This is a genomic window from Pedobacter sp. R-06 (genome assembly GCF_049913135.1).
Taxonomy (GTDB): Bacteria; Bacteroidota; Bacteroidia; order Sphingobacteriales; family Sphingobacteriaceae; genus Pedobacter.
Map to the genome: position 1 here is coordinate 6,493,430 of NZ_CP183977.1, position 25,921 is coordinate 6,519,350.

Annotated in this window: 16 protein-coding genes; 14 read left to right on the forward strand and 2 right to left on the reverse strand. The window is 39.3% G+C overall.

Annotated elements, in window-relative coordinates; all coding sequences use genetic code 11:
• Positions 1-21 precede the first annotated feature (21 nt).
• The 5 genes from ACN9MR_RS26600 to ACN9MR_RS26620 all read left to right on the forward strand — a co-directional run bounded on the left by ACN9MR_RS26600 (position 22) and on the right by ACN9MR_RS26620 (position 8,387).
• Positions 22-1,641, forward strand: coding sequence for a DUF5008 domain-containing protein (locus ACN9MR_RS26600; protein WP_426327447.1), 1,620 nt, complete (start codon positions 22-24; stop codon positions 1,639-1,641).
• Between the two features lie 30 nt (positions 1,642-1,671).
• Positions 1,672-3,375: an alkaline phosphatase family protein gene (locus ACN9MR_RS26605; RefSeq protein WP_426327448.1), complete on the forward strand. Its 1,704-nt coding sequence runs from the start codon at positions 1,672-1,674 to the stop codon at positions 3,373-3,375.
• A gap of 30 nt (positions 3,376-3,405) precedes the next feature.
• On the forward strand, positions 3,406-4,851 hold the full coding sequence (locus ACN9MR_RS26610; RefSeq protein ID WP_426327449.1) for a PA14 domain-containing protein: 1,446 nt from the start codon (positions 3,406-3,408) through the stop codon (positions 4,849-4,851).
• Between the two features lie 12 nt (positions 4,852-4,863).
• Positions 4,864-5,703, forward strand: coding sequence for a PKD domain-containing protein (locus tag ACN9MR_RS26615; protein ID WP_426327450.1), 840 nt, complete (start codon positions 4,864-4,866; stop codon positions 5,701-5,703).
• Positions 5,704-5,912: 209 nt separating this feature from the next.
• Positions 5,913-8,387, forward strand: a complete 2,475-nt coding sequence (locus ACN9MR_RS26620; RefSeq protein WP_426327451.1) for a glutaminase domain-containing protein — start codon at positions 5,913-5,915, stop codon at positions 8,385-8,387.
• A gap of 1,032 nt (positions 8,388-9,419) precedes the next feature.
• Here ACN9MR_RS26620 and dinB read toward each other — a convergent pair.
• A complete protein-coding gene (gene dinB / locus ACN9MR_RS26625) occupies positions 9,420-10,520 on the reverse strand; it encodes a DNA polymerase IV (RefSeq protein WP_426327452.1) in 1,101 nt (366 codons plus the stop codon).
• A 65-nt stretch (positions 10,521-10,585) separates the two neighbouring features.
• On the opposite strand from dinB, the gene ACN9MR_RS26630 reads away from it, so the two are divergent.
• Entirely contained in the window at positions 10,586-10,939 is a 354-nt protein-coding gene (locus tag ACN9MR_RS26630; RefSeq protein WP_426327453.1) for a DUF6717 family protein, read from the forward strand.
• A gap of 163 nt (positions 10,940-11,102) precedes the next feature.
• Here the strand turns inward: ACN9MR_RS26630 and ACN9MR_RS26635 are convergent, their stop codons facing one another.
• Entirely contained in the window at positions 11,103-11,462 is a 360-nt protein-coding gene (locus ACN9MR_RS26635) for a response regulator (RefSeq protein WP_057931251.1), read from the reverse strand.
• 286 nt (positions 11,463-11,748) lie between these two features.
• On the opposite strand from ACN9MR_RS26635, the gene ACN9MR_RS26640 reads away from it, so the two are divergent.
• From ACN9MR_RS26640 to ACN9MR_RS26675, 8 genes are all read left to right on the forward strand, one after another.
• The gene (locus ACN9MR_RS26640) at positions 11,749-12,762 is read left to right on the forward strand and encodes a LacI family DNA-binding transcriptional regulator (RefSeq protein WP_426327454.1); all 1,014 of its coding nucleotides are present in this window, start codon (positions 11,749-11,751) and stop codon (positions 12,760-12,762) included.
• Positions 12,763-13,195: 433 nt separating this feature from the next.
• Positions 13,196-16,183 (forward strand): SusC/RagA family TonB-linked outer membrane protein, encoded by a 2,988-nt coding sequence (locus ACN9MR_RS26645; RefSeq protein ID WP_426327455.1) that lies wholly within the window; start codon positions 13,196-13,198, stop codon positions 16,181-16,183.
• 15 nt (positions 16,184-16,198) lie between these two features.
• A complete protein-coding gene (locus ACN9MR_RS26650) occupies positions 16,199-17,782 on the forward strand; it encodes a RagB/SusD family nutrient uptake outer membrane protein (RefSeq protein WP_426327456.1) in 1,584 nt (527 codons plus the stop codon).
• 18 nt (positions 17,783-17,800) lie between these two features.
• Complete coding sequence (locus tag ACN9MR_RS26655; protein ID WP_426327457.1) at positions 17,801-18,811, forward strand: SusE domain-containing protein; 1,011 nt, start codon at positions 17,801-17,803, stop codon at positions 18,809-18,811.
• A gap of 73 nt (positions 18,812-18,884) precedes the next feature.
• On the forward strand, positions 18,885-20,819 hold the full coding sequence (locus ACN9MR_RS26660) for a glycoside hydrolase family 13 protein (RefSeq protein WP_426327458.1): 1,935 nt from the start codon (positions 18,885-18,887) through the stop codon (positions 20,817-20,819).
• Between the two features lie 86 nt (positions 20,820-20,905).
• The gene (gene pgmB / locus ACN9MR_RS26665; RefSeq protein WP_426327459.1) at positions 20,906-21,592 is read left to right on the forward strand and encodes a beta-phosphoglucomutase; all 687 of its coding nucleotides are present in this window, start codon (positions 20,906-20,908) and stop codon (positions 21,590-21,592) included.
• A gap of 69 nt (positions 21,593-21,661) precedes the next feature.
• Positions 21,662-23,980, forward strand: a complete 2,319-nt coding sequence (locus tag ACN9MR_RS26670; RefSeq protein ID WP_426327460.1) for a glycoside hydrolase family 65 protein — start codon at positions 21,662-21,664, stop codon at positions 23,978-23,980.
• Between the two features lie 206 nt (positions 23,981-24,186).
• Entirely contained in the window at positions 24,187-25,869 is a 1,683-nt protein-coding gene (locus ACN9MR_RS26675; RefSeq protein ID WP_426327461.1) for an alpha-amylase family protein, read from the forward strand.
• Positions 25,870-25,921 lie beyond the last annotated feature (52 nt).

Below are 25,921 nucleotides of genomic sequence, written 5' to 3' on the forward strand. Positions count from 1 at the left end.
TAATTTTAAAAGAATAGAATCATGAAAAAAATAAAATACATGCTAATCGTTTTTTTTCTATGCTCCTTAGTTATACAGGGATGTAAGAAAGAAGAAGAATTGGGCGAAGATCCATATGCGGATGGTAAGGCACCACTGGACATAACCATTAGCCAAACTTTATTACCTGTTCCATCAGAAGGGATTGTGGGTACTACCGTAACCGTGCAAGCCAAAGGTTTAATGCCCTTTAAAGATAAGTTAACCTTTATGTTTAACGGCGAAAAAGCAGAAGTGCTTAGCGTTACCGAATCTACTATTGTAGTTAAGGTGCCCGAAGCCGGGAGTACAGGGATCACCTCAATCGCTATAGGCGATCAGCTGATTTTGGGTCCACAGTTTACTGTGTCAGGGCTGATCAAAAACGATATCACTTTTAAGGCAACAGCCGGAACAAATGGCTACGTAAGCCAGTTTTACGAAATGGCTGATGGAAGGGCACTTGTATTGGGTGGTTTTAGCAACTATGATAATAAAGGGTTAATCACACCGATTAATAGAATTGCCAGAACTTCTTTAGATGGCGATTACGACCGTACTTTTAGAACAGGTAGAGGAGCCAATGGCTCGCTATCGAGAGTAATTGAAATTGGCGGGCGTTTTATCATCGCCGGTGGATTTAGCGGCTACAACCAGCGTACAGAAAATATCAGTAATATAACCAGTTTATATCCTAATGGGGCTATCGATACCATTAAAATCCAAACCAAACGTAAACCAACCGTAACTGATACCGTTACCCAAAAATGGTTTCCTAAATTTAATGGTGGTACCAACGACTATATTAACCGCATTTACCCACACCAGGGCAAAATATTAGCGACTGGTAATTTTAGATATTACGTAAAAAGAACTTACGATAAAGACAATTACGATTTTACCAGAGATACCGTAATTCTGGATAGTACCGAAATCCGCCAGATTTTAAGGTTCAATTTAGATGGTTCTTTAGATAAAACCTATCGTTTTAATACTGCAACCAATAAAGGTAATGTAAGTGCAAATGGCCCTATCGATACCTATATGCATACCGATGCAGCCAACCTCGAAAAATTAATGGTATTTGGAAACTTTAGCACCTTCGATGATCAGCCTGCTGTACGTATTTTAAGGTTAAACGCCAATGGTACTAAAGATCCAAGCTTTAACCCGGGCAGTGGTGTAGACAATGGAATAACATCACTTACCTACAATGCCATTACCAGAAAATACCTGATTACAGGAGCATTTACAAAATACAACGGTAAACCTGTATACGGGATGGCACTAATTAATGAAGATGGCAGCCTGGATGAGTCTTTTACCGCTAAATTCTTTGAAGGCGGTTACCCTTATTTTGCACGCCAGATTTCGAACGGGTTAATTGTAGTAAGCGGTGGTTTTAAAAAGTACAACAACGTAACCAGAAACGGTTTTATGGTGCTAACACCCACAGGGCTACTTGCTCCCGGCTATAATGCAACCGGACCATTTTCGGGCGGCCTTTCTGATGTGATTGAAACAAAATCTGCAGACGGTAAAAAAGCACTGTTATTAATCGGAGGTTTCAACCGCTTTGATAACCAACCTTTCTATAACATCGTTAGGGTAACTATCGAATAATAACCAGAAGCCAATTAAATATAAATCAAGATGAGCATGACGAAAAAATATAAATTACTGTTGGGTTTAATAGCCATCGTAATTACAACAGCCATATTTTCCTGCAATAAAGATTTCGATAGAAAACTTACAGATAAAGATGGTACCGACACTACAAAAGTAAGATACGGAAGCCGTAAGATTTTATACTTGGTTGTTGATGGTGCAAGAGGGCAATCGGTAGCAACAGCCAATATTCCAAATATTACGGCACTTTTACCACATTCAGTTTACAGTTGGGTAAGCTTAAATGAGCCAGAAGCTACACAGAATGCCAGTAACTGGGCAAGCATGTTAACCGGTGTAAAAAAGGCGAAACACCTGGTAAATGATGATAACCTGACCAATAACAACCTGCAGAATTACCCTGTAATATTTAAAAGGATTAAAGAGAGCAGGCCACAAACCAAAATTGTGGCACATACCTCATCTACAGTTTTTAAAACGCTAACAACCAGTGCAGATATTAGTACATTGGTAAGCAGCGATGATCAGGTTAAAGCTGCGGTAATTAACGATTTAAATACCGATACCGCCTCAGTAATTTTAGGCCATTTTACCGATGTAGATAAAGCCGGTACGCAATATGGTTACGATAATTCATTCCCGAACTATAAATCTGCAATAGAAAAATTTGATACCGGTGTTGGCGAGATTATGGCTGCATTAAAAAAACGGCCAAATTATATTAACGAAGATTGGTTGGTTATTATCGCTTCGAGTGATGGTGGTGCATTTACCCTTCCACCCAATACAGACGATCAAACGATTTTTAGTAAACCGGCAAACAATGCTTTTATCATTTACTATAGCGCTAGTTATAATAAACGGATTCTGGTAAAGCCTTTTACAGGTAACAGATATCTGGGCAAAACCGTAAAAATGACGGGTACCGAAATTAGGGCTGAAGTGGCTAGCGAAGATGCAGGTGTTTACAATATAGACGATACCACCAAAATGACCATCGAGCTTAAAGTTAAAAAGAATAAAGAGCAGATCTCATACCCGAGTATTTTAGGTAAAAGGAATGAGTGGTCTAGCGGCCACCCAAGTGTGGGCTGGGTTATTTATTTAGAAGACCGTTATTGGTATTTCGAATGGAGAGGCACAAAAGATGGCGATTACCGTCAATGCAGAGGTGCCGATATTGTTCAGGGCAGATGGGAAAATCTTTCGGTTAAATTAGAGCAGCGTGGCAACCAAAGGTTTATCCGCACATATACCAACGGAAAATTTAACAACGAGTTAGAAATCACCGGGTCTGGTTCTTTAGCCAATTTAAATGCACTGAAACTTGGTTATTTAAACGGCCAGGGGCATGGAGAGCCTGATTATTACGTAACAGATATCCGTTTCTTTAAGCTAGCTGTACCAGATGGTGTAATTGAACAATATTCTTGCGAAACATCCATCGATCAGAGCCATCCTTCTTACAATTTCTTAGTAGGTTACTGGCCCGCTACCGATGGCAATGGCGATAGGATGATCGATCTTTCTTCACAGGCCCGCGATTTTAAATTGCAAGGACCATACGTTTGGGAAAATTTTAACGATTTAATCTGTCCACCTTCTACCAGCTCCCTGGCACTCCTGGTTCCGCAAACAACTGATATACCGGCACAAATGGTTAACTGGTTAAAAATTGCCAATAACCAGCAATGGGCGCTTGATGGCAGGGTTTGGTTAGACCAATAAACAAGAATATTGATAATTTAAATATCGAAAATGAAAAAAATTATATACACAGTATTAATGGGCTTAACAATCATGATTGTTGCCTATTCTTGTAAAGAATCTCAAATAGACGATTTGGATCTACCGCCTGCGGCAAGCAGAAGTATTACTGGCGAAGGAATTGTTGTGGGCAATGTATCAATAGATAATCAGTTTGTTAAAGTGCCGTTCAAAATTTCGCTCTCGGGAGCAGCTGAAGAAGCTTTTCAGGTTGGATTAACCTTAAATAACGATACGGTAACACAATTAATTAATAATGGTGGTTTAACCAATGCTGTACTCATGCCCTCAGCTGCTGTAGAATATCCAAACGTAATTAATGTATCGTACGGAACAGATAATGCCGAAGGAATAGCCATCGTTCGCCGGTCAGTATTGGAGCGTTATTTTGGTAAAAAAGTGGTTTTTGCCTTAAAACTTTCAGCGCCGGGTAAAGGCAATAAAATTGCCAATGGCAAATCAAACATCCTGGTCATCATCAATACCGAAGAATTGTTAAAATCTACCGATATCCATTTTTTAAGTTTTCAGGGTGGAGGAATCTATACCGTAACTCAGGGCCCCAATTATCAGGTAGGGCCTGCAGGTGTTATTATCCCCCTCGTTATCAGTCTGGATAATGCACCTTCAACAGCGTTTAATGTGAAAATTAGGGATAATGTAGATACTATTGCCACCCTGGTATCAAGCGGGGTATTGCCCGCAAATGCGATTCACCTGGCCGCTAAAGATTTTACCATCGATACCTTAGTGAGATTTAATACAGGCGCAACAAATGCTGTTGTGAGATTATCTATTCCATGGCCTGTGTTCGATGCTAATATTGTGGCCAATAAGAAATTCGCCTTTGCCTTAAGCTTGAGCGATAATACCAATCATGTTATCCATCCTACAAAAGGAAAAGTAATTGTGGTGGTTGATCCAAGTGTAAACCTGGATAACAATTCGCCGATTATTGGAAATGGTACAGGTTTGATTGCCAAATATTACACCAATACACAATTGGCGCCAGACGACGGCCGTGAGCCTTTTGCCACGCGGGTAGATGGCACAATCGAATTCTCGGGCGATGGTTGGCCAGATAATGTAAAAAATGCTGCTGGTACTTCTTTGAGCAGAGATAACTTCGCTACCAAATGGGTTGGTGAATTTTTGGCACCAGTAAGGGGCGACTATATTTTCTATCAAACGCGTTGGGATGATGGATCAAGACTATTTATTAATGGAAAAGCCATTATCGACGATTATACCACACAGTGGGATAAACCAGAGCGAAAAGCAACCATTCGTTTAGAACGTGGTATCAGATATAAAATTGAAGCACATCACCGCGAAAATGTTGGCGGACAACAGGCATATCTCGAATATGAAGTTCCATCAGCAGGTATAACAGGTAAACGTGCAGTACCAAGAACACAATTATTTCCAACTCCTTAAACTTGAATAGATATGAAAAGTAACATGAAAAGATTATTGGGTATATGTTCACTTTTACTACTCATTGTGGTGTTAACAGTGAAATGTAAAAAAGACAAAGTCGAAGAGATTGTTCCAGAAGTAGAAGAGCCAAAGCCTACGGCTGGTTTTACCTTTGTAAAACCCGATACATTGAAATTTTTAGAGTACCAGTTTACCGGAAGCGCTACAAATTATAGAAATTTATTATGGCAGTTTGGCGATGACAGTACCTCTGTTGAGGTAAACCCAAAACATACTTACCGTTTCCCTGGGAAATATAAGGTAACCTTAACTACAAGGAATGGTCAGGGTTATACTGCAGCAAAAGAAGTGGTGCTTAATGTGGTCGATCCGACCATAAATTACTCCATTTGTGGTGAAAATTACATAAAAACCATTGGCGGTAAATATTCAGTTAACCTTGAAGCTGGTGCGGGTGCCGATTCTGGTGAAGGCTCCAAAAAATTGGTCGATCAGGATATTAATACGAAATTTCTACAAGCGGGTTTCGATGGTACGCAAAAATGTACCTTTGAGCTAAATACACCACAGGTAGTGGGCGCGTATACATTAACCTCGGGTAATGATGCACCAGATCGCGATCCAAGATTTTGGATTTTGCAGGGCTCGTTAGATGGAATCCAATATACCGATTTGCATACGGTAACCGTTTGTCCTTGGGAGAATAATGATAGCAGCAGAAAACAGACTAAACTTTTCCACTTCGATAACTACATTGCATACAAATTTTACCGCCTTTACATTAAATCTAACAGAGGAAGCCGTGTGTTTCAATTGGCCGAGTGGACAATCAACAAAAAACAGCCTTAGTTTAATAGAGGTTTATGCACAATTTGAAAAATACATGGAGCTTAAAAACTTCATGTATTTTTTTGAGGATTGATTTTAAATGTCATTTAGACAATTAAAAATCAACTTCCCTTGCAAAAAGTAAATTATATTTTATACATTAGTAAAACGTTTAACTAGCGTTAAATCTAACCATAATATAAATTCAGATTTCAATACACACACAAATTATGAACAAAACCAACACTTTAAAGTTTTTAGGCATACTGGGCTGCATGTTTGCAGGCGGCTTGCTAAAAGCACAAGAGCGAAAGGCGCCAGCTTATCCCTTAATTACGCACAATACCTATTTTAGTATTTGGTCTAACACGGATAAGCTAAACGAATCTGCTACTCAACATTGGACGGGTGCCGATCACTCTCTTTTAGGAATGATTAATGTTGATGGTGGTATTTATCGTTTTTTAGGTAAAGAAACCACTACTTACAAAACGGTTGTACCTGCTTCAGATGAAAAAGCTTACGAAGTAAAATATACAGAAACCGAACCTCAGGGCGATTGGAAGGCCGCAAATTACATGGCCAGCAACTGGCAAACAGGTAATGCACCAATAGGAGATGATGCCAAAAATGTGAAAACATTGTGGAAATCGCACGATATCTGGGTAAGAAGAACCTTTAACGTAGCTAACCCGGCATCAATAAACGAACTGTTTTTAAAGATAAACCACGATGATAATATTGAGGTTTACCTAAACGGAAAGAAGATCTATACCAAAGAAGGCTGGACCAATAATTTCCAATATATTGCCTTAAGCAATAGCGATAAAAATGCTTTAAAAGCCGGATCGAATGTAATTGCCATCCATTTAATCAACACTGCTGGTGGCCGTTTCCTCGATTTTGGTTTAGTAGAAAAGTTAAAAGACAATGCCGAAAAAGTACAGCTAGCCAGGCAAAAAAGTGTTGATATGAATGCCACACAAACCATTTATAACTTTACCTGCGGCAAGATTGATTTAAAATTAACTTTTACCTCTCCTTTGTTAATGAACGATTTGGGTTTATTTGCACGTCCGGTTTCTTACGTTTCTTATCAGGTAAAAGCAAATGACGGTAAAACCCACCAGGTAAAAGTATACCTGAGTGCATCGTCAAACATTGCGGTTTACCGTCCTACGCAAGAAGTTACCGCAAGCAAATACAGCACGGCTAAATTATCCGTATTAAAAACGGGTACGGTAGAACAACCAGTTCTTCAAAAAGCAAGTGATGATATGCGGATTGATTGGGGCTACTTTTATGTGGCTGCGCCAAAAACAAGCAATGCCATCCAATTTGTAACAGCCGAAAAAGATGCTGCCGATGCTTTTAGAAAAGGCAATTCTGCTTCAACTGCTAAACAGGGCAAAATGCTCGCATTGAATACTGTTATCCCTTTTGGGCCAGTAGGTAAAGCTGCAGTAGAAAAATATGTTGAACTGGGTTATGATGAAATTTATTCCGTACAATATTTCAATAAAAATCTAAGGCCATGGTGGAACACCTCGGGTAAAGAAACCATCGAAGCACAGTTAACCGCTGCGGCTGATGAATATAAAAACGTGATTCAGAAATGTGAGGCTTTTAACAAAACTTTGTATGCCGATGCTTTAAAATCAGGCGGTAAAGAATATGCAGATTTATGTGTTTTAGGTTATCGCCAGAGCATTGCAGCACATACCTTGGTAAAGAGCCCGCAAGGTGAAATTTTATGGTTGTCTAAAGAAAACAACAGTGGTGGTTTTATCAATACCGTTGATGTAACTTACCCTTCGGCACCGTTGTACCTGATTTATAATCCTGAACTGTTACAGGGCATGTTGAACGGTATTTTCTATTTCAGCGAAAGTGGAAAATATCCCCACCCTTGGGCAGCTCACGATTTAGGAACTTACCCATTAGCAAACGGACAAACTTATGGGGAGCCAATGCCGGTTGAAGAATCGGGCAATATGATTATTTTAACTGCAGCAATTGCCAAAGCACAGGGAAATGCCGATTATGCCAAAGCGCATTGGAAAACCTTAACCACCTGGGTTGATTATTTAACCAAAGAGGGCTTAGATCCAAAAACACAGTTATGTACCGATGATTTTGCAGGTCACCTCGCCCGTAATGCCAACTTATCGGTAAAAGCGATTGTAGGTATAGCCTGTTATGCCCAGATGGCCCAAACATTAGGTTATGATGATGTGGCTAAAAAATATAGGGATATTGCTGAAAGTATGGTGCCAAAATGGATAGAAATGGCCGATGCCGGCGATCACTACGCCTTAACTTTTGATAATAAAAATACATGGAGCCAGAAGTATAACCTGGTTTGGGATAAGGTATTAAAATTAAACCTGTTCCCTCAAAAAATATACGAAACCGAAACCAAATATTACCTGACCAAGCAAAATAAATACGGCATTCCGTTGGATAGCAGAAAGGCCTATACTAAAAATGACTGGATTTTGTGGACCGCTACTTTTGCACCAACACAAAGCGAATTCGAGGCTTTGGTGCATCCGGTATACAAACACGCCATTGAAACAGAATCGAGAGTGCCCCTGAACGATTTTTACGATTCAAATACCGGTATCCGCGATAACTTTAAAGCCCGGAGTGTAGTGGGCGGTTTTTACATGAAAATGCTTGCCGATAAATTAGCAGGCAAATAAATATTAACCCTTAAAATTAACAATCAAAGGCGCTGCAGTTATTGCAGCGCCTTTGATTGTTTGATAAGAGCGCGATCGTCATGCTGAATTTATTTTACAAGTAGAATAGTGTTTTCAATTGCCTTGTAGCTACTACGTGGTCAGCATCTTTCCCGCTATAAAGACCCTGAAATGAATTCAGGGTGACGGCACGAATGGAAAAATGCATAAACTTAATGTAGGGTTGGCCATAGCAATCTATTCCTTAGTCTGTGTTCTCACAAACCGAATAAACAGCTTATGTATACAAGCAAAATAAGCTATTTGAGTAGCTATTAGAATTAGAAAATGACTGGGCTGTGGTTCTTGGAGGCCGTTAGTCCTGCTTTACGCTTTACTCCGTTGCACTTCGTGTTCGCTCCAATCAGGTTTAGGAACAATGGTTTCTGCACCCAGCAACCCCGAAAATGAAACACTGTCTTGGCCCAATAGCCCCGGTTGAAGCGTTACCCTGCAGCGACGAGGTACGAGGAAGCGAAGCGTATAAGCGCAAAACGGGAAGAAACTCATTGACCTGTACTAGCCTTGCGCTCCAAAAAAATAGCTTTATCCTATCGGTTGGTGTCTCCCCGACCGATCTACACAAGCAAAGAAAGCTATTTGAGTAGCTATTAGAATTAGAAAATGACTGGCCTGTGGTTCTTGGAGGCCGTTAGTCCTGCTTTACGCTTTACTCCGTTGCACTTCGTGTTCGCTCCAATCAGGTTTAGGAACAATGGTTGGTGCGCTATGTAACCTTAAAAATGAGATGCTGTTTTGGCCAAATAGCCCCGGTTGCAGCGTTACCCTGCAGCAACGAGGTACGAGGCAGCGAAGCGTATAAGCGTAAAACGGGAAGAAACTTATTGATTTGTACTAGCCTTGCGCTCCAAAGAAATTGGCTTTTAATTTAAGAAAAGGTAGACATGTCGTTTGTTGTAAGATTGCTTCCCCGAAAATCGGGGCAGGCTGTCGGCTGAATAGGCCTTGTCACATCCGATAGCTATTTATCTTTCAAAACTCAAACTCCAGCTGATTACTTTCTGGCCTTTCTGATTCAACATCATCATAAAACCGCGATAAGGTAATGCCCAAAAGCCTCACCTGTGTTATGCCGATAGCTGCCTCTTCCAAAAGTTTAATCGCTTCAGTATAAATTATTTCAGCTTTGTTTATCGGTGTAGCAAAAGAGCGGCTGCGCGTAATGAGTTTAAAATCGGCAAACTTGATTTTTAGGGTTACCGTTTTTCCGCTCAGTTGATATTTTTCCAAACGTTTGGCTACGGTTTCACTGATCTGTTTTAGGAGATCGTGCATCACCGAATCTTCATTGGTATCCTCCGAAAAGGTATCTTCTGCACCAACTGATTTGGTTTCGCGATACGACTGAACGGGGCGTTCATCAATGCCACGAACAATTTTATAATAAAACTTTCCCGATTTCCCGAATTGGGCAACAAGCTGGGCTTCAGTCAATTTTTTTAAATCTGCACCTGTATTCACCTGCATAGCCTTCATTTTTGCCGCTGTAACCTTACCCACGCCAAAAAACCTCTCAACGGGGAGTTTTTCCATAAAAGCTTCGATCTTTGATGGACCGATAAAGGTTAACCCATCCGGTTTGTTCATATCAGAAGCTACTTTAGCTACAAATTTATTGATCGATACTCCTGCCGAAGCCGTTAAGTTTAACTCATTTTTAATGGCATCTTTAATCGATTGTGCTATGTCAATAGCCGATCCAATCCCGAGCTTGTCTTCTGTTACATCAAGGTAAGCTTCATCCAATGAGAGGGGTTCTATAATATCGGTGTACCGACTAAAAATTTCCCTAAGCGCTTTCGAAACCGCAGTATATGCATCAAAACGTGGGTATACGAAAATGGCTGTTGGGCAAAGCTGGTAAGCTTTACTGCTCGGCATTGCCGATCGGATTCCATATTGTCGGGCTTCATAACTGGCTGTGGAAACCACGCCACGGCTGTCGGGCTTGCCACCAACCACTAAAGGCTTTCCCCGGTATTCAGGAAAATCACGCTGCTCTACAGATGCATAAAAAGCATCCATATCGATATGAATTATTTTTCTTAAAACCGTTGGAGTTGAATCAGACATGCAATGATCTAAATTTCGTGATTTTTATCAGGATTATTGATCTAGATTTTTTTTCTTTACAAAATATGGAGAGAGCAATTCGTTTTTATAAAAATGCAAAGCACGAATGGTATGCTGATATACCGGAATGGAGCGGAGATATAGCCGATTTGCAGATGGTAGAAGGTGCCGATGAATTATTAAGCTGGATAGCTGTTGCCGCGGATGAATGCAAATTACTGATGGCTGATGCACCTATTGAAGATGCCGAAATTTTAGATCTTGTTTATACCCGCGAAGAGAATTTGGGGGGTGGTGGCGATTATCTGTTAGAAAAATTTAGAGGAGAATTTAAGAACCATAAACTTTGGCTTTGCCATGTAACGGAGTTTGTTTTTAAGCAATTGCCCGAAAGGATTTATTTTAAGGAGATTAGTTAAGTGTAATCATTAAGAATATTATTCCTAAAGTTCGTCATTTCGAGCGGAGTGTAACGCAGTCGAGAAATCTGTTCTGGATCTCTCCATTTCGCTACGCGTCAGTCGAGATGACGATCGTTTCGGAGCGCCATGCAGCCTAAACCTTATGCCTTACATCTTTTATCTAATCCAACAATACCTCTACCTTATTCAGTAAAGAATCCATCTCAAACGGTTTTTCCATAAAATCATTTGCACCTGCATCCAGCGCAGATTGTCTGATGTCTCTACTAGCCGAGATCATTAAAATAGGGATCTCCTTAAATTCAGGATCATTTTTTAGTTGTTTACAGATATCTCTTCCATCATGACCGCTCATCCAAATGTCAAGCAGAATCAAATCTGGCCTATTTTTTACCGCATCTATTACTGCCCCGCCATCATATGTAAATTCAACATCATAACCCATCACTTCCAAAATCATCGTCACAGCATCAACAATTCCTTCATCATCATCGGCAATGAGTATTTTTTTATTTCCCATTTTGTAATTTTATTTCATATAGTTTTGTTTTGCAAACCGGTAAGTGAGAAGATGATTAAAAGCGTATAATTATTAAAGCGGTAAAGATGCTTTTTGTTTTAAAAAAAAGAATATTTATTTAAATAATTTTATGAAAAATATTGACAAATGTCAATTGATAAAGTGCGGTTCTTTTATTCCCGCAATAGTGAATTAACTGATAAATTATTTTACAAGGCAGATATTCGTGCATTAATATTTTATATTTACAGCGTTTATTCAAATTAATTGGGTTTAATAGCCAAAAATGGATAGTATTAATATTAAGAAGTTAGCAGAAGCATTAAATTTATCTACTTCTACAATTTCGAGGGCTTTTAGGGATAATAGTGACATTAATGGCGCTACCAAAGCGCGTATATTAGCCAAGGCAAAAGAATTAAATTATCAACCCAACCATTACGCCAGTAATTTAAGAGAACAAAAAAGTAAAACCATTGCCGTTATTGTACCCGAATTGGCCAATAATTATTTCTCGCAGGCCATTCATGGTATTGAGCGCGTAGCAAGAGAAAACGGTTACCATATTCTAATTTATGTAACGGATGATGATTATAAAAAAGAAGTAACTTTTATCCGCCATTTGCACAACGGCAGGGCCGATGGCATAATAATGTCGGTTTCCGGAGAAGCCAACGATCATAATTATCTCAATAAATTTGGTAGCAAAAGATTACCGTTAGTGTTTTTCGACCGGATTTATGAAGACATTGATACCCCTAGGGTAATTACAAATGATTATAACAGCAGTTTTCTGGCAACTGAGCATTTAATAGAGCAGGGCTGCAGTAGAATTGCCTACCTGGTGGTAAATAAAAGTTTATCGATAGGTAAAACCCGTATGCAGGGTTATCTTGATGCACTGGCCAAACACCAGGTTCCTTTTGAAGAAAACCTGATAGTAGATTGTAGTAACAGTTACGAAGAAAATAGCATTATTATTAAAGATGCTTTAACGCAATTAAAACCAGATGGTATTTTTACCTCGGTAGAACGTTTGGCCTTCGCCACTTACTATGCTTGTTACGATCTCAATATCAATATTCCCAAAGATTTAAAGGTGATCAGTTTCTCGAGTTTGGAAATTGCTCCTTTGTTAAATCCCTCACTCACTACCATCACTCAACCCGCTACCGAAATAGGAGAGGAAGCAGCTAAATTATTGTTTACTATTTTGGATGATCATGCCGATAAAAACCTCCCCAATGAGGTGGTTTTGGAGTCTAAAATTATCAAGCGGAATTCTACCATAAACGGGTAAAAAATGGCCCTAAAAACGAGCTCATTTTTAGCCTGAAATTTTCAAAAAAAATCTTCACTTAGTGTAAAATACGCAGAATTCTGACCGATTTTCGGGAACGTTCCCGAAAATCGGTTGAATTTTGATCTAATTTTTTCGGGAACGTTCCCGAAAAAAGCCCTAAAAATAGCTTAGTGTAATAATTACACTTTAAATTAAAATTTAACATTTATAATTTATTGATTATAAGACAATTATAAATTTAACAATTATTTAATGTAGATTTTTACTGGTGCCAAAAAGCTAATTTTTATGTTGATTTTCCTGCTGCAATTTTGGTTATAAATATATTTTTTAAATAAATTTTGAAATATCATTAACAGCTGTAAATTAGGCCTATGTGTAAATCACTATAATATTTAACCAAATTTTTATACTTAAACGAGCTTCAAATATGAGAGTATTTTACCTGTTAAAACAGGGGCTTTTGGTGCTGTTAGTTTTTTCAGCATTAATGGTAAAAGCACAAACCGGATCGGTGTCTGGTAAGGTGCTTGATGAAACCGGCCTACCATTACCTGGTGCTTCCGTAGTTGTAAAAGGAACTACAAGAAGTACATCAACTGATGAGAACGGTAATTATAAACTAGCAGGTTTATCGAATGGTTCGATAACATTATCTGCAAGTTTTGTCGGTTATCAAACCCTTGATAAAGCCGTAAGCATTTCAGCAAATGCTACTGTTAATTTTCAATTGGTACCCGATGCACAAAAACTGAATGAAGTTGTGGTAATCGGTTACGGTACTGCAGAAAAGAAAAACCTAACGGGATCTATCACTACAGTAGGTGCCAAAGATTTCCAAAAAGGAACGATTACAACACCTGAACAGTTAATTCAGGGTAAAGTAGCGGGGGTTAACATTATCAGCAGCAGCGGTCAGCCAGGGGTTGGTAGTCAGATTCGCATCCGTGGTGGAGCTTCTTTAAATGCTAGTAACGACCCTTTAATTGTTATTGACGGAGTTCCTTTCAGTGGAAAATCAATCGATAATGCACCTAGTCCTTTATCATTGATCAATCCGAATGATATAGAGACCTTTACCGTATTGAAAGATGCAAATGCTACAGCAATTTACGGCTCGAGGGCATCTAATGGTGTAATCTTAATTACCACTAAAAAAGGTGGTACGGGTGCGCCTGTAATTAATTTCAGTACAAATAATTCTGTTGCAACCATTGCAAAAAAGGTAGATGTACTCTCGGCAGATCAAATCCGTACTTTTGTAAATGCCAATCCAACTGCAGCCTATGATGTAGGCAAAACATTTGTTTCGCTTTTAGGAAAAGCAAATACTGATTGGCAAGATGAAATTTTTCAAAATGCTTTTGCTACTGATAATAACCTCAGTATTGCAGGTAAATTTCATGGGGTTCCTTATCGTGTATCTGCAGGTTACTTAGATCAGCAAGGTTTGTTAATTACCGACAAGTTTAACAGGGCTACAGGGGCCATAACGATTTCTCCAAGATTATTCACCGATCACTTAAAAATTGATTTAAGCCTGAAAGGGACATTAACTGAATCTCACTTTGCGAATGATAATAATAATGCCATTGCCAATGCAATCCAATTTGATCCTACGCAATCGGTTACCGCAAATAATCAGTTTGGAAATTATTTCGAATGGTTAAGAGCAGATGGAACCTTAAATCCTAATGCACCAAGGAACCCTGTAGCACAGATCATGTTAAGAGATAATAATGGAAACGCAGCGCGAAGCTTTGGAAATGTGAGATTTGATTATTCTTTCCATTTTTTACCAGAATTACATGCTAACTTAAATTTAGGTTATGACATTTCTAAAGGTTCTGGAAAAGTTTTTGTTCCGGCATTTGCCGCTACAAGCTTTTCAACTAACGGATCTTCTACTCAATCTCTGAATACATCCAACAATAAGGTATCAGAGTTTTATTTAAACTATGCTAAAGATGTGGCCAGCATCAAAAGTCGTTTTGACGTAACTGCGGGTTATGGTTATTATGATAATGCTAAAACAAACTATAGCTTTAACGAATATAGTGCTACAGGCGTATTAAGAACAACGCCTAAGTTTCCATTCTCTGTTGATCGCAACAAATTGTTATCTTATTACGGAAGGTTGGTTTACACTTTAGCTGATAAATATATCCTTTCAGGAACCATGCGTGCAGATGCATCATCAAGGTTCGCCGAGGAAAATCGTTGGGGTTATTTCCCTTCAGTTGGTTTTACCTGGAGAATTGTGGGCGAAAACTTCTTAAAGGAAAGTAAGGCAGTTTCCGATTTAAAGCTGAGGTTAAGTTACGGTGAAACAGGTAATAAAGATGGGGATACCGTGGGCGATTACAGTTATTTAGCTAAATATTACGCTAATAGTAATACGGGCCAGTACCAGATAGGCGATACTTTTTACGATTATTACGCACCTTCTGCCTATGACCCGGATTTAAAGTGGGAAACCACAACAACCTATAATGCTGGTTTAGATTATGGCTTTTTCAAAGGAAGAATCTACGGTGCATTAGATGTTTACTATAAAAAAACAAAAGATTTATTGGCTACTGTGAACATTCCTGTAGGAACAAACTTTAACAATAATTTGATTACCAATGTGGGTAATATGGATGTAAGAGGGGCGGAGTTTAGCTTGAATTTTGCAGCTATCAAAACAGAAAATATTTCATGGGATTTTGGTTTTAATGCCGCTTATAACAAAAGAAAGGTAACCAATTTAACCTTAAATCCTGATCCGGGAAGCAAGCAAGGTGCTGGTGACATTTCTGGCGGAACAGGGATTACCATTAAATACAATGCTGTAAATCAACTTCCTGGTGCCTTCTTTGTTTATAAACAAGTATATAATAGCGCTGGTAAGCCGCTGGAAGGCGTATATGAAGATTCAAATGGCGATGGTGTGGTTAATTCAAACGATCAGTATTTTTATAAGTCACCTGATCCTAAAATTACCTTGGGATTCAACACGGCCTTCAGCTATAAAAAATGGACCATTAGTACGGTATTGAGAGCTAACTTAGGCAATTATGTTTATGATAACGTTTCATCAAACTTTGGTATCAGAAACAATATCCTTAGTGCGGCAGGCTTAATTAACAATGCCGGTGTAGATTTCTTAAACACCAACTTCACTACAAGTCAGTATTTGAGTGATTATTATGTTAAAAATGCTTCATTCTTAAAAATGGATAACCTTGGCCTGGCTTATGATGCCGGTAAGTTATTTAAAAATAGCAACACCAATTTAAGGATTACTGCCAATTGCCAGAATGTGTTTGTAATCTCTAAATATAAAGGGGTAGATCCTGAGTTAACAGATGGTATCGACTTCAAGTTATATCCTAGACCAAGGACATACACTTTAGGTTTAAATGTTGGTTTTTAATAAAGACAAAGAGAAATGAAAAATTCGTTTAAAATAATATTGGCAACCACAGGTTTATTACTTTCTTTAAATTCTTGTAAGAAAGATGCCTTAAATTTAAAGCCTACGAATGATGTAACTGCCGACGCGGTATATGCTACGCCTGCCGGATACAAACAAGAGCTGGTGAAATTATACGCTACTTATGCATTAACCAGTCCAACAGGATCGGATAATAGTGATATTGGCGGCCTGAATTCTGGATTTGCAGACTTCTTCAGGTTATTCTGGACCTCTCAGGAACTGGTAACCGATGAAGCGATTTGTGCCTGGGGAGATACAGGTATTCCTGAATTAGATTACGCAACCTGGAATACAGATAATCAATTTTTAAGAGGTTTGTATTCTAAAAGTATTCTGCAAATCACCATTTGCAATGAGTTCCTTCGTGAAAGTACACCAGAGAAGTTGGCAAGTCGCAATATTACTGGTGCCGACGCTTCAGCCATTCAACGTTATCGTGCCGAAGCCCGTTTCTTAAGGGCATTTCAATATTGGGTTTTATTAGATGGTTTCGGGAATCCCCCTTTCGTAACAGAAGATGATGCAATTGGCAAAACGAATCCTAAGCAAATTCAAAGAGCAGCTTTATTTGCTTATATAGAATCAGAATTAAAAGCCATTGAAGGTGATTTGGCCGATCCTCGTACTAACGATTATGGTCGTGCAGATAAAGGAGCAGACTGGGCATTGTTAGCCAGATTGTATTTAAATGCTCAGGTTTACATCGGAACTGCAAAATATACTGAAGCCATTACCTATTCAACTAAGGTTATCAACGCTGGTTATTCATTAAAAGCCAATTACAAAGATTTATTTTTGGCCGATAATAATTTAAATAACACAGAAAACATTTTAACGATCAATTACGACGGTGTTAGAGGAACAAATTACGGCGGAACTACCTTTTTGATTAATGCGGCAATTAATGCAGACATGAGCCCTGCATCATATGGAGTTCCTTCAGGTGGTTGGGGTGGTAACAGAACCCGTCAAAATTTACCCGCATTATTTCCTGATCCTAATGGAACGGCAGATAAACGCGGTATATTTTTTGGTACAAAAAGCAACGTAGATGACATTGGTGTATTTACAGATGGATTAAGGGTAACCAAATTTAAAAATGTTACCTCTGGAGGTATTACACCTGCATCGTTAAACGGCACATTCAGTTCATTGGATTTTGCATTATTCCGTTTAGCGGAGCAATACTTAATTTATGGTGAAGCCGTAATGCGTGGTGGTTCGGGCGGTAGTACTGCACAGGCACTTACTTATGTGAATAACCTACGCCGCCGTGCTTATGGTAATAACAGTGGCGATGTAAGTACCCTATCGGTAGATTTCTTTTTAGACGAGCGTGCCCGTGAATTGTATTGGGAAGCACATCGTCGTACCGATCTAATCCGTTATGGAAAATTTACTGGTTCTACTTATTTGTGGCCATTCAAAGGTGGTGTTAAAGCAGGAGCAAGTTTACCAGCTTACCGTAACTTATATCCAATTCCGACAGCAGATTTAATCGCTAATCCGAATTTGGTTCAGAACACAGGTTATTAATCTTAATATTTTATAAAGATGAAATCAATATTCTTTAAATCCTTAGCCCTTAGCTTCATTGCGCTATCGCTATGGTCATGCAAAAAAGACGAAACCCGTGCCATAGCCAATGCAGGTACTGGAGGTTCTTTAAAAAGTTCAGCTACGTCGGTAGTTTTGGATAAAAGCATGCTTACTACCAATGTGGTTACTTTTACTCTAAGCAATGCCAGTTTTGGATATCAGGCTGCGGTTACCAATACTTTACAATTGTCTCCAAAAGGAGCAAATTTTGCCGCAGATAAAACAAAAGAAGTAATTATTGATCCAAATGTGACTACTAAAAGTTACAATGGATTGGATTTTAATAATTTACTGCTTTCTTTAAATTTATCTACTGCTGTAAATTCTGATGTAGAAATCAGGGTAAAAGCAGCCATCTCTAATGCGGTAGCTCCGGTTTACAGCAATGTAGTTTCTATAAGTGCAAAGCCATTCCCTTTAACTTCCTGGGTTTACGTTCCTGGGGCATATCAGGGATGGAATCCGGTAACAGCCGATAGCTTGGTTTCGATCACCGGGAATGGTATTTATGCCGGAATTATCAAGTTCGATGGTGGTAATTTTAAGATTACTGCTGCTAAGAAGTGGGACTTAGCTTATGGCGACGCAGGAGGTGGTAAACTCAGCACTTCAGGTGGCGATATCAGCTCCGTTTCGGCAGGTTTTAAACTGCTAACTGTCGATCTTAATGCGAATGTCTACACCATTGCCAATGCAGATTACTGGTCAATTATTGGTAATGCAATTCCCGGAAGTAACTGGTCTGTTGATACCGACCTTAGTCCGGTAAATGATGGCAAAAATACATGGATCGGAACAGTTGCTTTAACTCCAGGTGCCTTTAAGTTCAGAAGAAATCATGATTGGGGAACCAGTATTGGTGACAATGGTGCAGATATTAATGTTACTGTCGCTGGTACATATAAGCTAACCTTAACACTTAATGCCGATGGTAAAACAGGTGCTTACACCATGGTTAAAATTTAATCATTAACTAAACTATTCCTGTAGAGATCTTTTAATCTCTGCAGGATTTTTAAAAACATTAACAAGTTTTGGCATGATAAAATCGCTTACCTCAGCTACCTTTTCTTCCGTTATTCCTTCTCCCTTTAATGCTCAAACTAAAATCCATGCAAATGCGCCTGGATTAAAAAAAATATTCCTTCTTCTCCTTGTGCTGTTCAGCAGCATTAATCTTTTTGCCCAAAAACTAGAGCGGGTAGAACCGATGTTCTGGTTTACAGGCATGCACAACCCAAAATTGCAATTGCTTGTTCATGGCGAAAACATTGCTTCAAGCTCGGTTTCATTAACCTATCCAGGGGTAAAACTCGTAAAGGTTAACAAAGTTGAAAACCCAAATTATTTATTCCTCGATTTAACAATTGCTCCATCAGCCAAGGCCGGCAAATTCCCGATTAATTTTGCCTTTAACGGCAAAAAGATATTCGATTACACCTACGAATTAAAAAACCGCGATAAAAGTGCGGGCAGGATTCAGGGCGTAACCAACAGAGATTTTATTTACCTGCTCATGCCCGATCGTTTTTCGAACGGTGATAAAAGCAACGATGTGGTTCAGGGCTTAACCGAAACTGCATTAAACCGCGATAGCATGTACTACCGTCATGGTGGCGATATACAAGGGGTAATTAACCACCTCGATTATCTGAAGGATTTGGGCGTAACTACAGTTTGGATGACGCCAGAGGTAGAAAACGATATGCCACAGGCTTCTTACCATGGCTACGCAGTAACCGATCATTATAAAATAGATCCACGTTATGGAACAAATGCACTTTACAAAAAGTATGTAGAGATTGCCCATGCCAAAGGATTAAAAGTGATTAAAGATATTGTACACAACCACATTGGCACTCAACATTGGTTTTATAAAGATTTACCAATGAAAAGCTGGTTAAACCAATGGCCAAAATATACGCAAACGAGTTACCGCGATCAGACCGTTATGGATGTACACGCCTCTGCGGCAGATCGTAAACAGATGTTAGATGGTTGGTTTGTACCCTCAATGCCCGATTTAAACCAGACCAATCCATATGTGCAGAATTACCTGACCCAAAATCACATCTGGTGGATCGAATATGCTGGTATTGATGGTTTGCGTTTGGATACGTACGGATATAATGACCCGGTTTATATGGCCGATTGGGCTGTAAAAGTTCAGGCAGAATTCCCGCACTTATCTGTTTTTGGCGAAACATTGGTAACCGCAGTAGCCAATCAGGCCTTTTTTACTGGTGGCAATACGGTTAACCGCGGTTTTGATACCCATTTGCAAGGCATTACCGATGCTACTTTAAAAGATGCTATTTACGAAGGAATAAACGGTAAAAACGGCTGGGTAGACGGAATTAACCGTTTGTATGCCACCTTAGCACACGATTTTCTTTATAAAAACCCAAATACCAACTGCATCTTTTTAGACAATCATGATATGAGCCGCTTTTATTCGATGGTTGGCGAAGATTTAGATAAATACAAAATGGGAATGAGTATTCTCTTAACCATGCGGGGTATTCCCGAGATGTATTACGGAACGGAAATTTTAATGAAAAACTTTTCCAATCCAGATGGATTGATCCGTTCTGATTTTCCTGGCGGCTGGGAAGGTGATAAAAAGGATAAATTTATTTCCGATGGCCGCACTGGCAAAGAAAATGAAGCTTTCAATTTTGTTAAAACATTGGCCAATTTCCGTAAAAAAAGCGCAGCATTACAAACCGGTAAATTGATGCAGTTTGTACCGCAAGATGATATTTATGTTTATTTCCGCTACAATGCAGAACCAAAAGGAACAGTAATGGTTATTGTAAATAATACAGAGAAAGAAAAAACATTAAATACCGATCGTTTTGCCGAAAGAACAACAGGAATTACTTCCGCTAAAAACGTAATTACCGGCGAAAACATCGAATTCAAAGACATTAAAGTACCAGCCAAGACCACTTTGGTGCTTGAGCTAAGATAGAAAAGGTAAAAGGTTGAGGGTTTAAGGTGTAGGGCTTTATATCTCAATACTTAATGCCTAAAACCCGATACTAAATTATAAGAAGGATGCAAGAAAATCTCAAATCTCAAATCTCAGATCCCAAATCTCAAATAAAAGCCTGTCTTTTCGACCTCGACGGCGTACTTGTAGATACTGCCGTTTACCATTATAAAGCCTGGAAACGTTTGGCCAATACCATGGGTTTCGATTTTACAGAAGAGCAGAACGAACAGCTAAAAGGCGTAAGTCGCGTAGAAAGTTTAAATAAGATTCTTGCCTGGGGTGGAGTTGATAAAACCGATGCCGAAAAAGAAGAACTCGCCAGTTTAAAAAACAGCTGGTATGTAGATATGATTACTAAAATGACACCGGCCGAAGTTTTACCCGGAACGGTTGATTTCTTGACCGCAATTCACAAAGCCGGTTACAAATTGGCTTTAGGTTCGGCAAGTAAAAACTCGGGAATTATTTTAGAGAAGACAGACCTTGCTCATTTCTTCGATGAAATAGTTGATGGAAATATGGTCACAAAATCAAAGCCAGATCCTGAAGTATTTTTAAAAGGAGCCGAACTTTTAGGTTTCGCACCTGATGAATGTGTGGTTTTTGAAGATGCTGTTGCTGGGGTAGAAGCTGCAAAAAGAGGCGGAATGAAAGCCATCGGTATCGGTGAAAAAAGTGTGCTTAGCCAGGCAGATGTGGTAGTAAGCGGATTAGACAAATTAACAGTTAAAGATTTAGAGAATTTATAGGTTTAAGGTGTAGGGTTTAAGGTTGAGGGTATGTCTCAAATCTCAAATCTCGCTACTCAATACTCGATTATGAAAAATTACATTAAAGCAGATGAGTGGAATATTATCGAAGAAGGCTTTGATCCACATTTAAATAAAATTTCGGAAAGTATTTTCAGCTTGGGTAATGGCCGTATGGGCCAGCGAGCCAATTTTGAAGAAACTTATACAGGAGAAACCCTACTTGGAAATTACGTTGCAGGTGTTTATTATCCAGATAAAACCCGAGTGGGATGGTGGAAAAACGGGTATCCGGAATATTTTGCAAAGGTGTTGAACGCAGCAAACTGGGTTGGTATCGAAGTGAAAATAGATGATGAAATCCTTGATCTGGCAACAGCTGAGGTAAGCGATTTTAAACGCGTGCTGAATATGCATGCGGGATATCTGGAGCGTACGTTCACGGCAAAGCTAAAAAGCGGTAAAACCCTAAAAGTTAAATCAACCCGTTTTTGTAGCATCGCTGATGATGAAGTGGGCGCCATCCGCTATAGCATTACGCCATTAAATTTCGATGGTAAATTAACATTAATGCCTTTTATTGATGGTGATGTTAAAAATCAGGATAGTAACTACGACGAAAAATTCTGGGATAAAATTGCAGATGAAATTTCTGGAACGGAAGCTTATATCAAACTAAGAACAAAGAAAACAGAATTTGAAGTTTGTACAGGGAGTAATATCGAACTGTATAAAAATGCGGAGAAATTAGACATCAACCTAGAGGCTGTCCGCAAAGAGAAATTTGTGGGACAAACTTTTTCTCTTGAGGTAAAAGCAAATGAAGAGATCACTTTGGTTAAAATCGCGGCGAATTTATCTTCAGAAAATTACCCAAAGGAATCACTTTTAAAAGAAACAAAATCGGTAATTGCCAAAGCATCTGCTAAAGGGTTCGACACCTTGTTAAAAGAACAAAGTGAAGCCTGGGCAAGCAAATGGGAAGAAAGCGACATTATTATCGAAGGTGATGTTTCGGCTCAACAGGCCATTCGTTTCAATATTTTTCAGCTTTTTCAAACCTATACCGGTAAAGATGACCGATTGAACATTGGTCCGAAAGGCTTTACAGGCGAAAAATATGGAGGCTCAACCTATTGGGATACTGAGGCTTATTGTGTGCCGTTTTATCTGGCAACTGCTCCGCAGGAAGTAAGTAAAAACCTGTTGGTGTATCGCCATAAACAATTGGGCAAAGCGATAGAAAATGCAGCAAAATTAGGATTTGCAGCTGGTGCAGCACTGTATCCAATGGTAACGATGAACGGTGAGGAATGCCATAATGAGTGGGAAATTACCTTCGAGGAGATCCACCGTAATGGCGCAATTGCTTTTGCTATTTTCAATTACATCCGCTATACTGGCGATGAAAGTTATCTTGCTGATTTTGGTTTAGAAGTGTTGATCGGAATCGCCCGCTTCTGGAAACAACGCGTTAACTGGAGCAACGATAAACAGCAATATGTAATGCTTGGCGTAACCGGACCAAACGAATACGAGAACAATGTAAACAACAACTGGTACACCAACATATTGGCTACATGGTGTATGAAATATGCAACCGAAGCTGCGGAAATTGTGAAAACACAGCAGCCTGAAAAATACAACAGTCTATTAAAAAGCTTAAATTTCGATCAAAAGGAATTTACTGATTGGGCAGATATTATCGAAAAGATGTACTATCCGCATGATGAAAAACTGGGCATTTTCTTACAGCAGGATGGATATTTAGATAAAGAACAAACTTTGGTGAAAGATCTTCCCGCTAGTGAACGTCCGATTAATCAAAAATGGAGCTGGGACAGGATTTTACGCTCTTGTTTCATTAAACAGGCCGATGTTTTACAGGGGCTATATTTCTTTGAAGAAGATTACGATCTGGATACCTTGAAACGCAACTTCGATTTTTATGAGCCACGTACCGTACATGAAAGTTCATTGTCGCCTTGCGTACACAGTATTTTAGCGGCAAAATTAAATGACGAAGCACGTGCCTATGAATTTTATCTGCGTACTGCCCGTTTAGATCTTGATGATTATAACAACGATACCGAAGATGGTTTGCACATCACTTCGATGGCAGGCACCTGGATGAGTGTGGTAGAAGGTTTTGCGGGGATGCGTGTGCGTGATGGCAAATTGCAGTTTAATCCTTTCTTGCCGGGCAAATGGAAATCTTTTTCATTTACCATTGGTTTCAGAGGAGCTACCTTAAAGATCAATATTACCGAGAACGGTATCAGCATCAAAAATAATGCAGCGATTGATTTAGAAATCGGCATTAGAAACCAGCTTTATAAATTGGCCGGAAATGCCGAAATTGAAGTAAATAACGCGGAGTTGGTATGAGAAAGGTAGAGGGGCTAAAGGTTGAAGGTAGAGGGTTTAAATCTCAATTTTCCATAATTAGAAGAAACTTTTTAGCCCTATTTTTGTCTCCCTTGGGAGTGTCTATTCCGATTTTACATCGGAAGGGCAGGAGGAGGACCTGCATATTGTATGTTTTCCTTTTACTTATTTCATCATCATCCTTTGCACAAAAACAGCGTACAAAAATGAACGATAAGCAGATCGTTATTTATCAGTTATTACCCCGCTTATTTGGGAATAAAAACAGCACAAATATTCCTTACGGTACCATCGAGCAAAATGGTTCAGGTAAGTTTAATGATATTACCGATAAAGCCTTAGATGGTATAAAAGAGCTCAGTGTTAATTATGTTTGGTACACAGGTGCACTTGCCCACGCAAGTTTAACCGATTACTCTGCCTTCGGAATTAAACCTGACGACGCAGATGTGGTAAAAGGTAGAGCAGGCTCTCCTTATGCCATCCGCGATTATTATGATGTAGATCCCGATCTGGCTGTTGATGTTAAAAACAGAATGAAGGAGTTTGAAGCGCTGGTGAAAAGAACACATGCCAAAAACTTAAAAGTGCTGATCGATTTTGTGCCCAATCACGTAGCCAGAAGTTACCACTCTTATGCGAAACCAAAAAATGTAATCGATTTTGGCGCTCAAGATGATGTAACCAAAGCTTTTAGTGCCAGGAACGATTTTTATTATAACCCTGGTCAGCCATTTGCAGCGCCAACAAGTGGGGCAAGGCAAACACCGATTTCCGTTTTACAGGATGGCAAGTTTAATGAAAACCCTGCAAAAGCTACTGGTAACAATGTATTTTCTGCCCAGCCTAAATATGACGACTGGTACGAAACCATTAAGCTGAATTACGGCATAGACTATCAGAACGGCGAAAAGCAGTATTTTGATCCCATTCCGCCGGTTTGGTTAAAAATGCGCGATATTTTAACCTACTGGACCAATAAAGGAGTTGATGGTTTCAGATGTGATATGGCCGAAATGGTGCCTATTGCTTTCTGGAACTGGGTAATTCCACAGGTTAAAAAAGTTAACCCTGATTTAATTTTCTTGGGAGAAGCCTATAATCCAAAAGTTTACAAACAATATTTAGACGAAGGTAAATTCGACTATCTGTACGATAAAGTGGGTTTGTACGATGGACTTAAAAAACTGATCAGAAATGAACCAACTGCAGATGTAGCCGCGATTAAACACGTATGGCAGGTAGAAAGTGCTGGTTTTGGCAAACACATGTTGCGCTTTTTAGAAAACCACGATGAAGAACGCATTGCATCAGCAGGATTTGCAGGGAAAGCCGAACTCGCTTTACCTGCAATGGTTATTTCGGCAACACTAGGTTCGGGGCCCGTAATGCTTTATTTCGGTCAGGAAGTTGGCGAACCCGGAAAAGGTCAGGAAGGATTTGGCGGCGACGACAACAGGACCACCATTTTCGACTATTGGGGTGTGCCAAGCCACCAAAAATGGATGAATAATGGCGCTTTTGATGGTAAGCAATTAAGTGAAAACGAGCAAAAATTACGCGCTTACTACCAGCAGTTGTTAAAAGTTACTTCAACAAGCGATGCGGTAATAAATGGTGAGATTTATGAGGTACCTGTTACAGGGAATATGGATAAGCACATGTATGCTTTTATCCGTTACTCGGGCAAACAGCGTTTATTGGTAGTGGCCAATTTTGATCGGACAGAAACCTTAGCTGCCAATATCGAAATCCCTGATCGGATTTTAAAGGTTAAACATTCATCTCCGGTTACAGATCTGTTAACAGATAGGAAATTAAATATCCCCGCAGGAACAAGTATACCCGTAACCCTTGCACCCGTTAGCGCGCAGGTGATTGAATTTTAAAGGTTTTGCTAAGCGTTTTGCGTTACGCGCTTAGTGTGAAAATAAAATAATT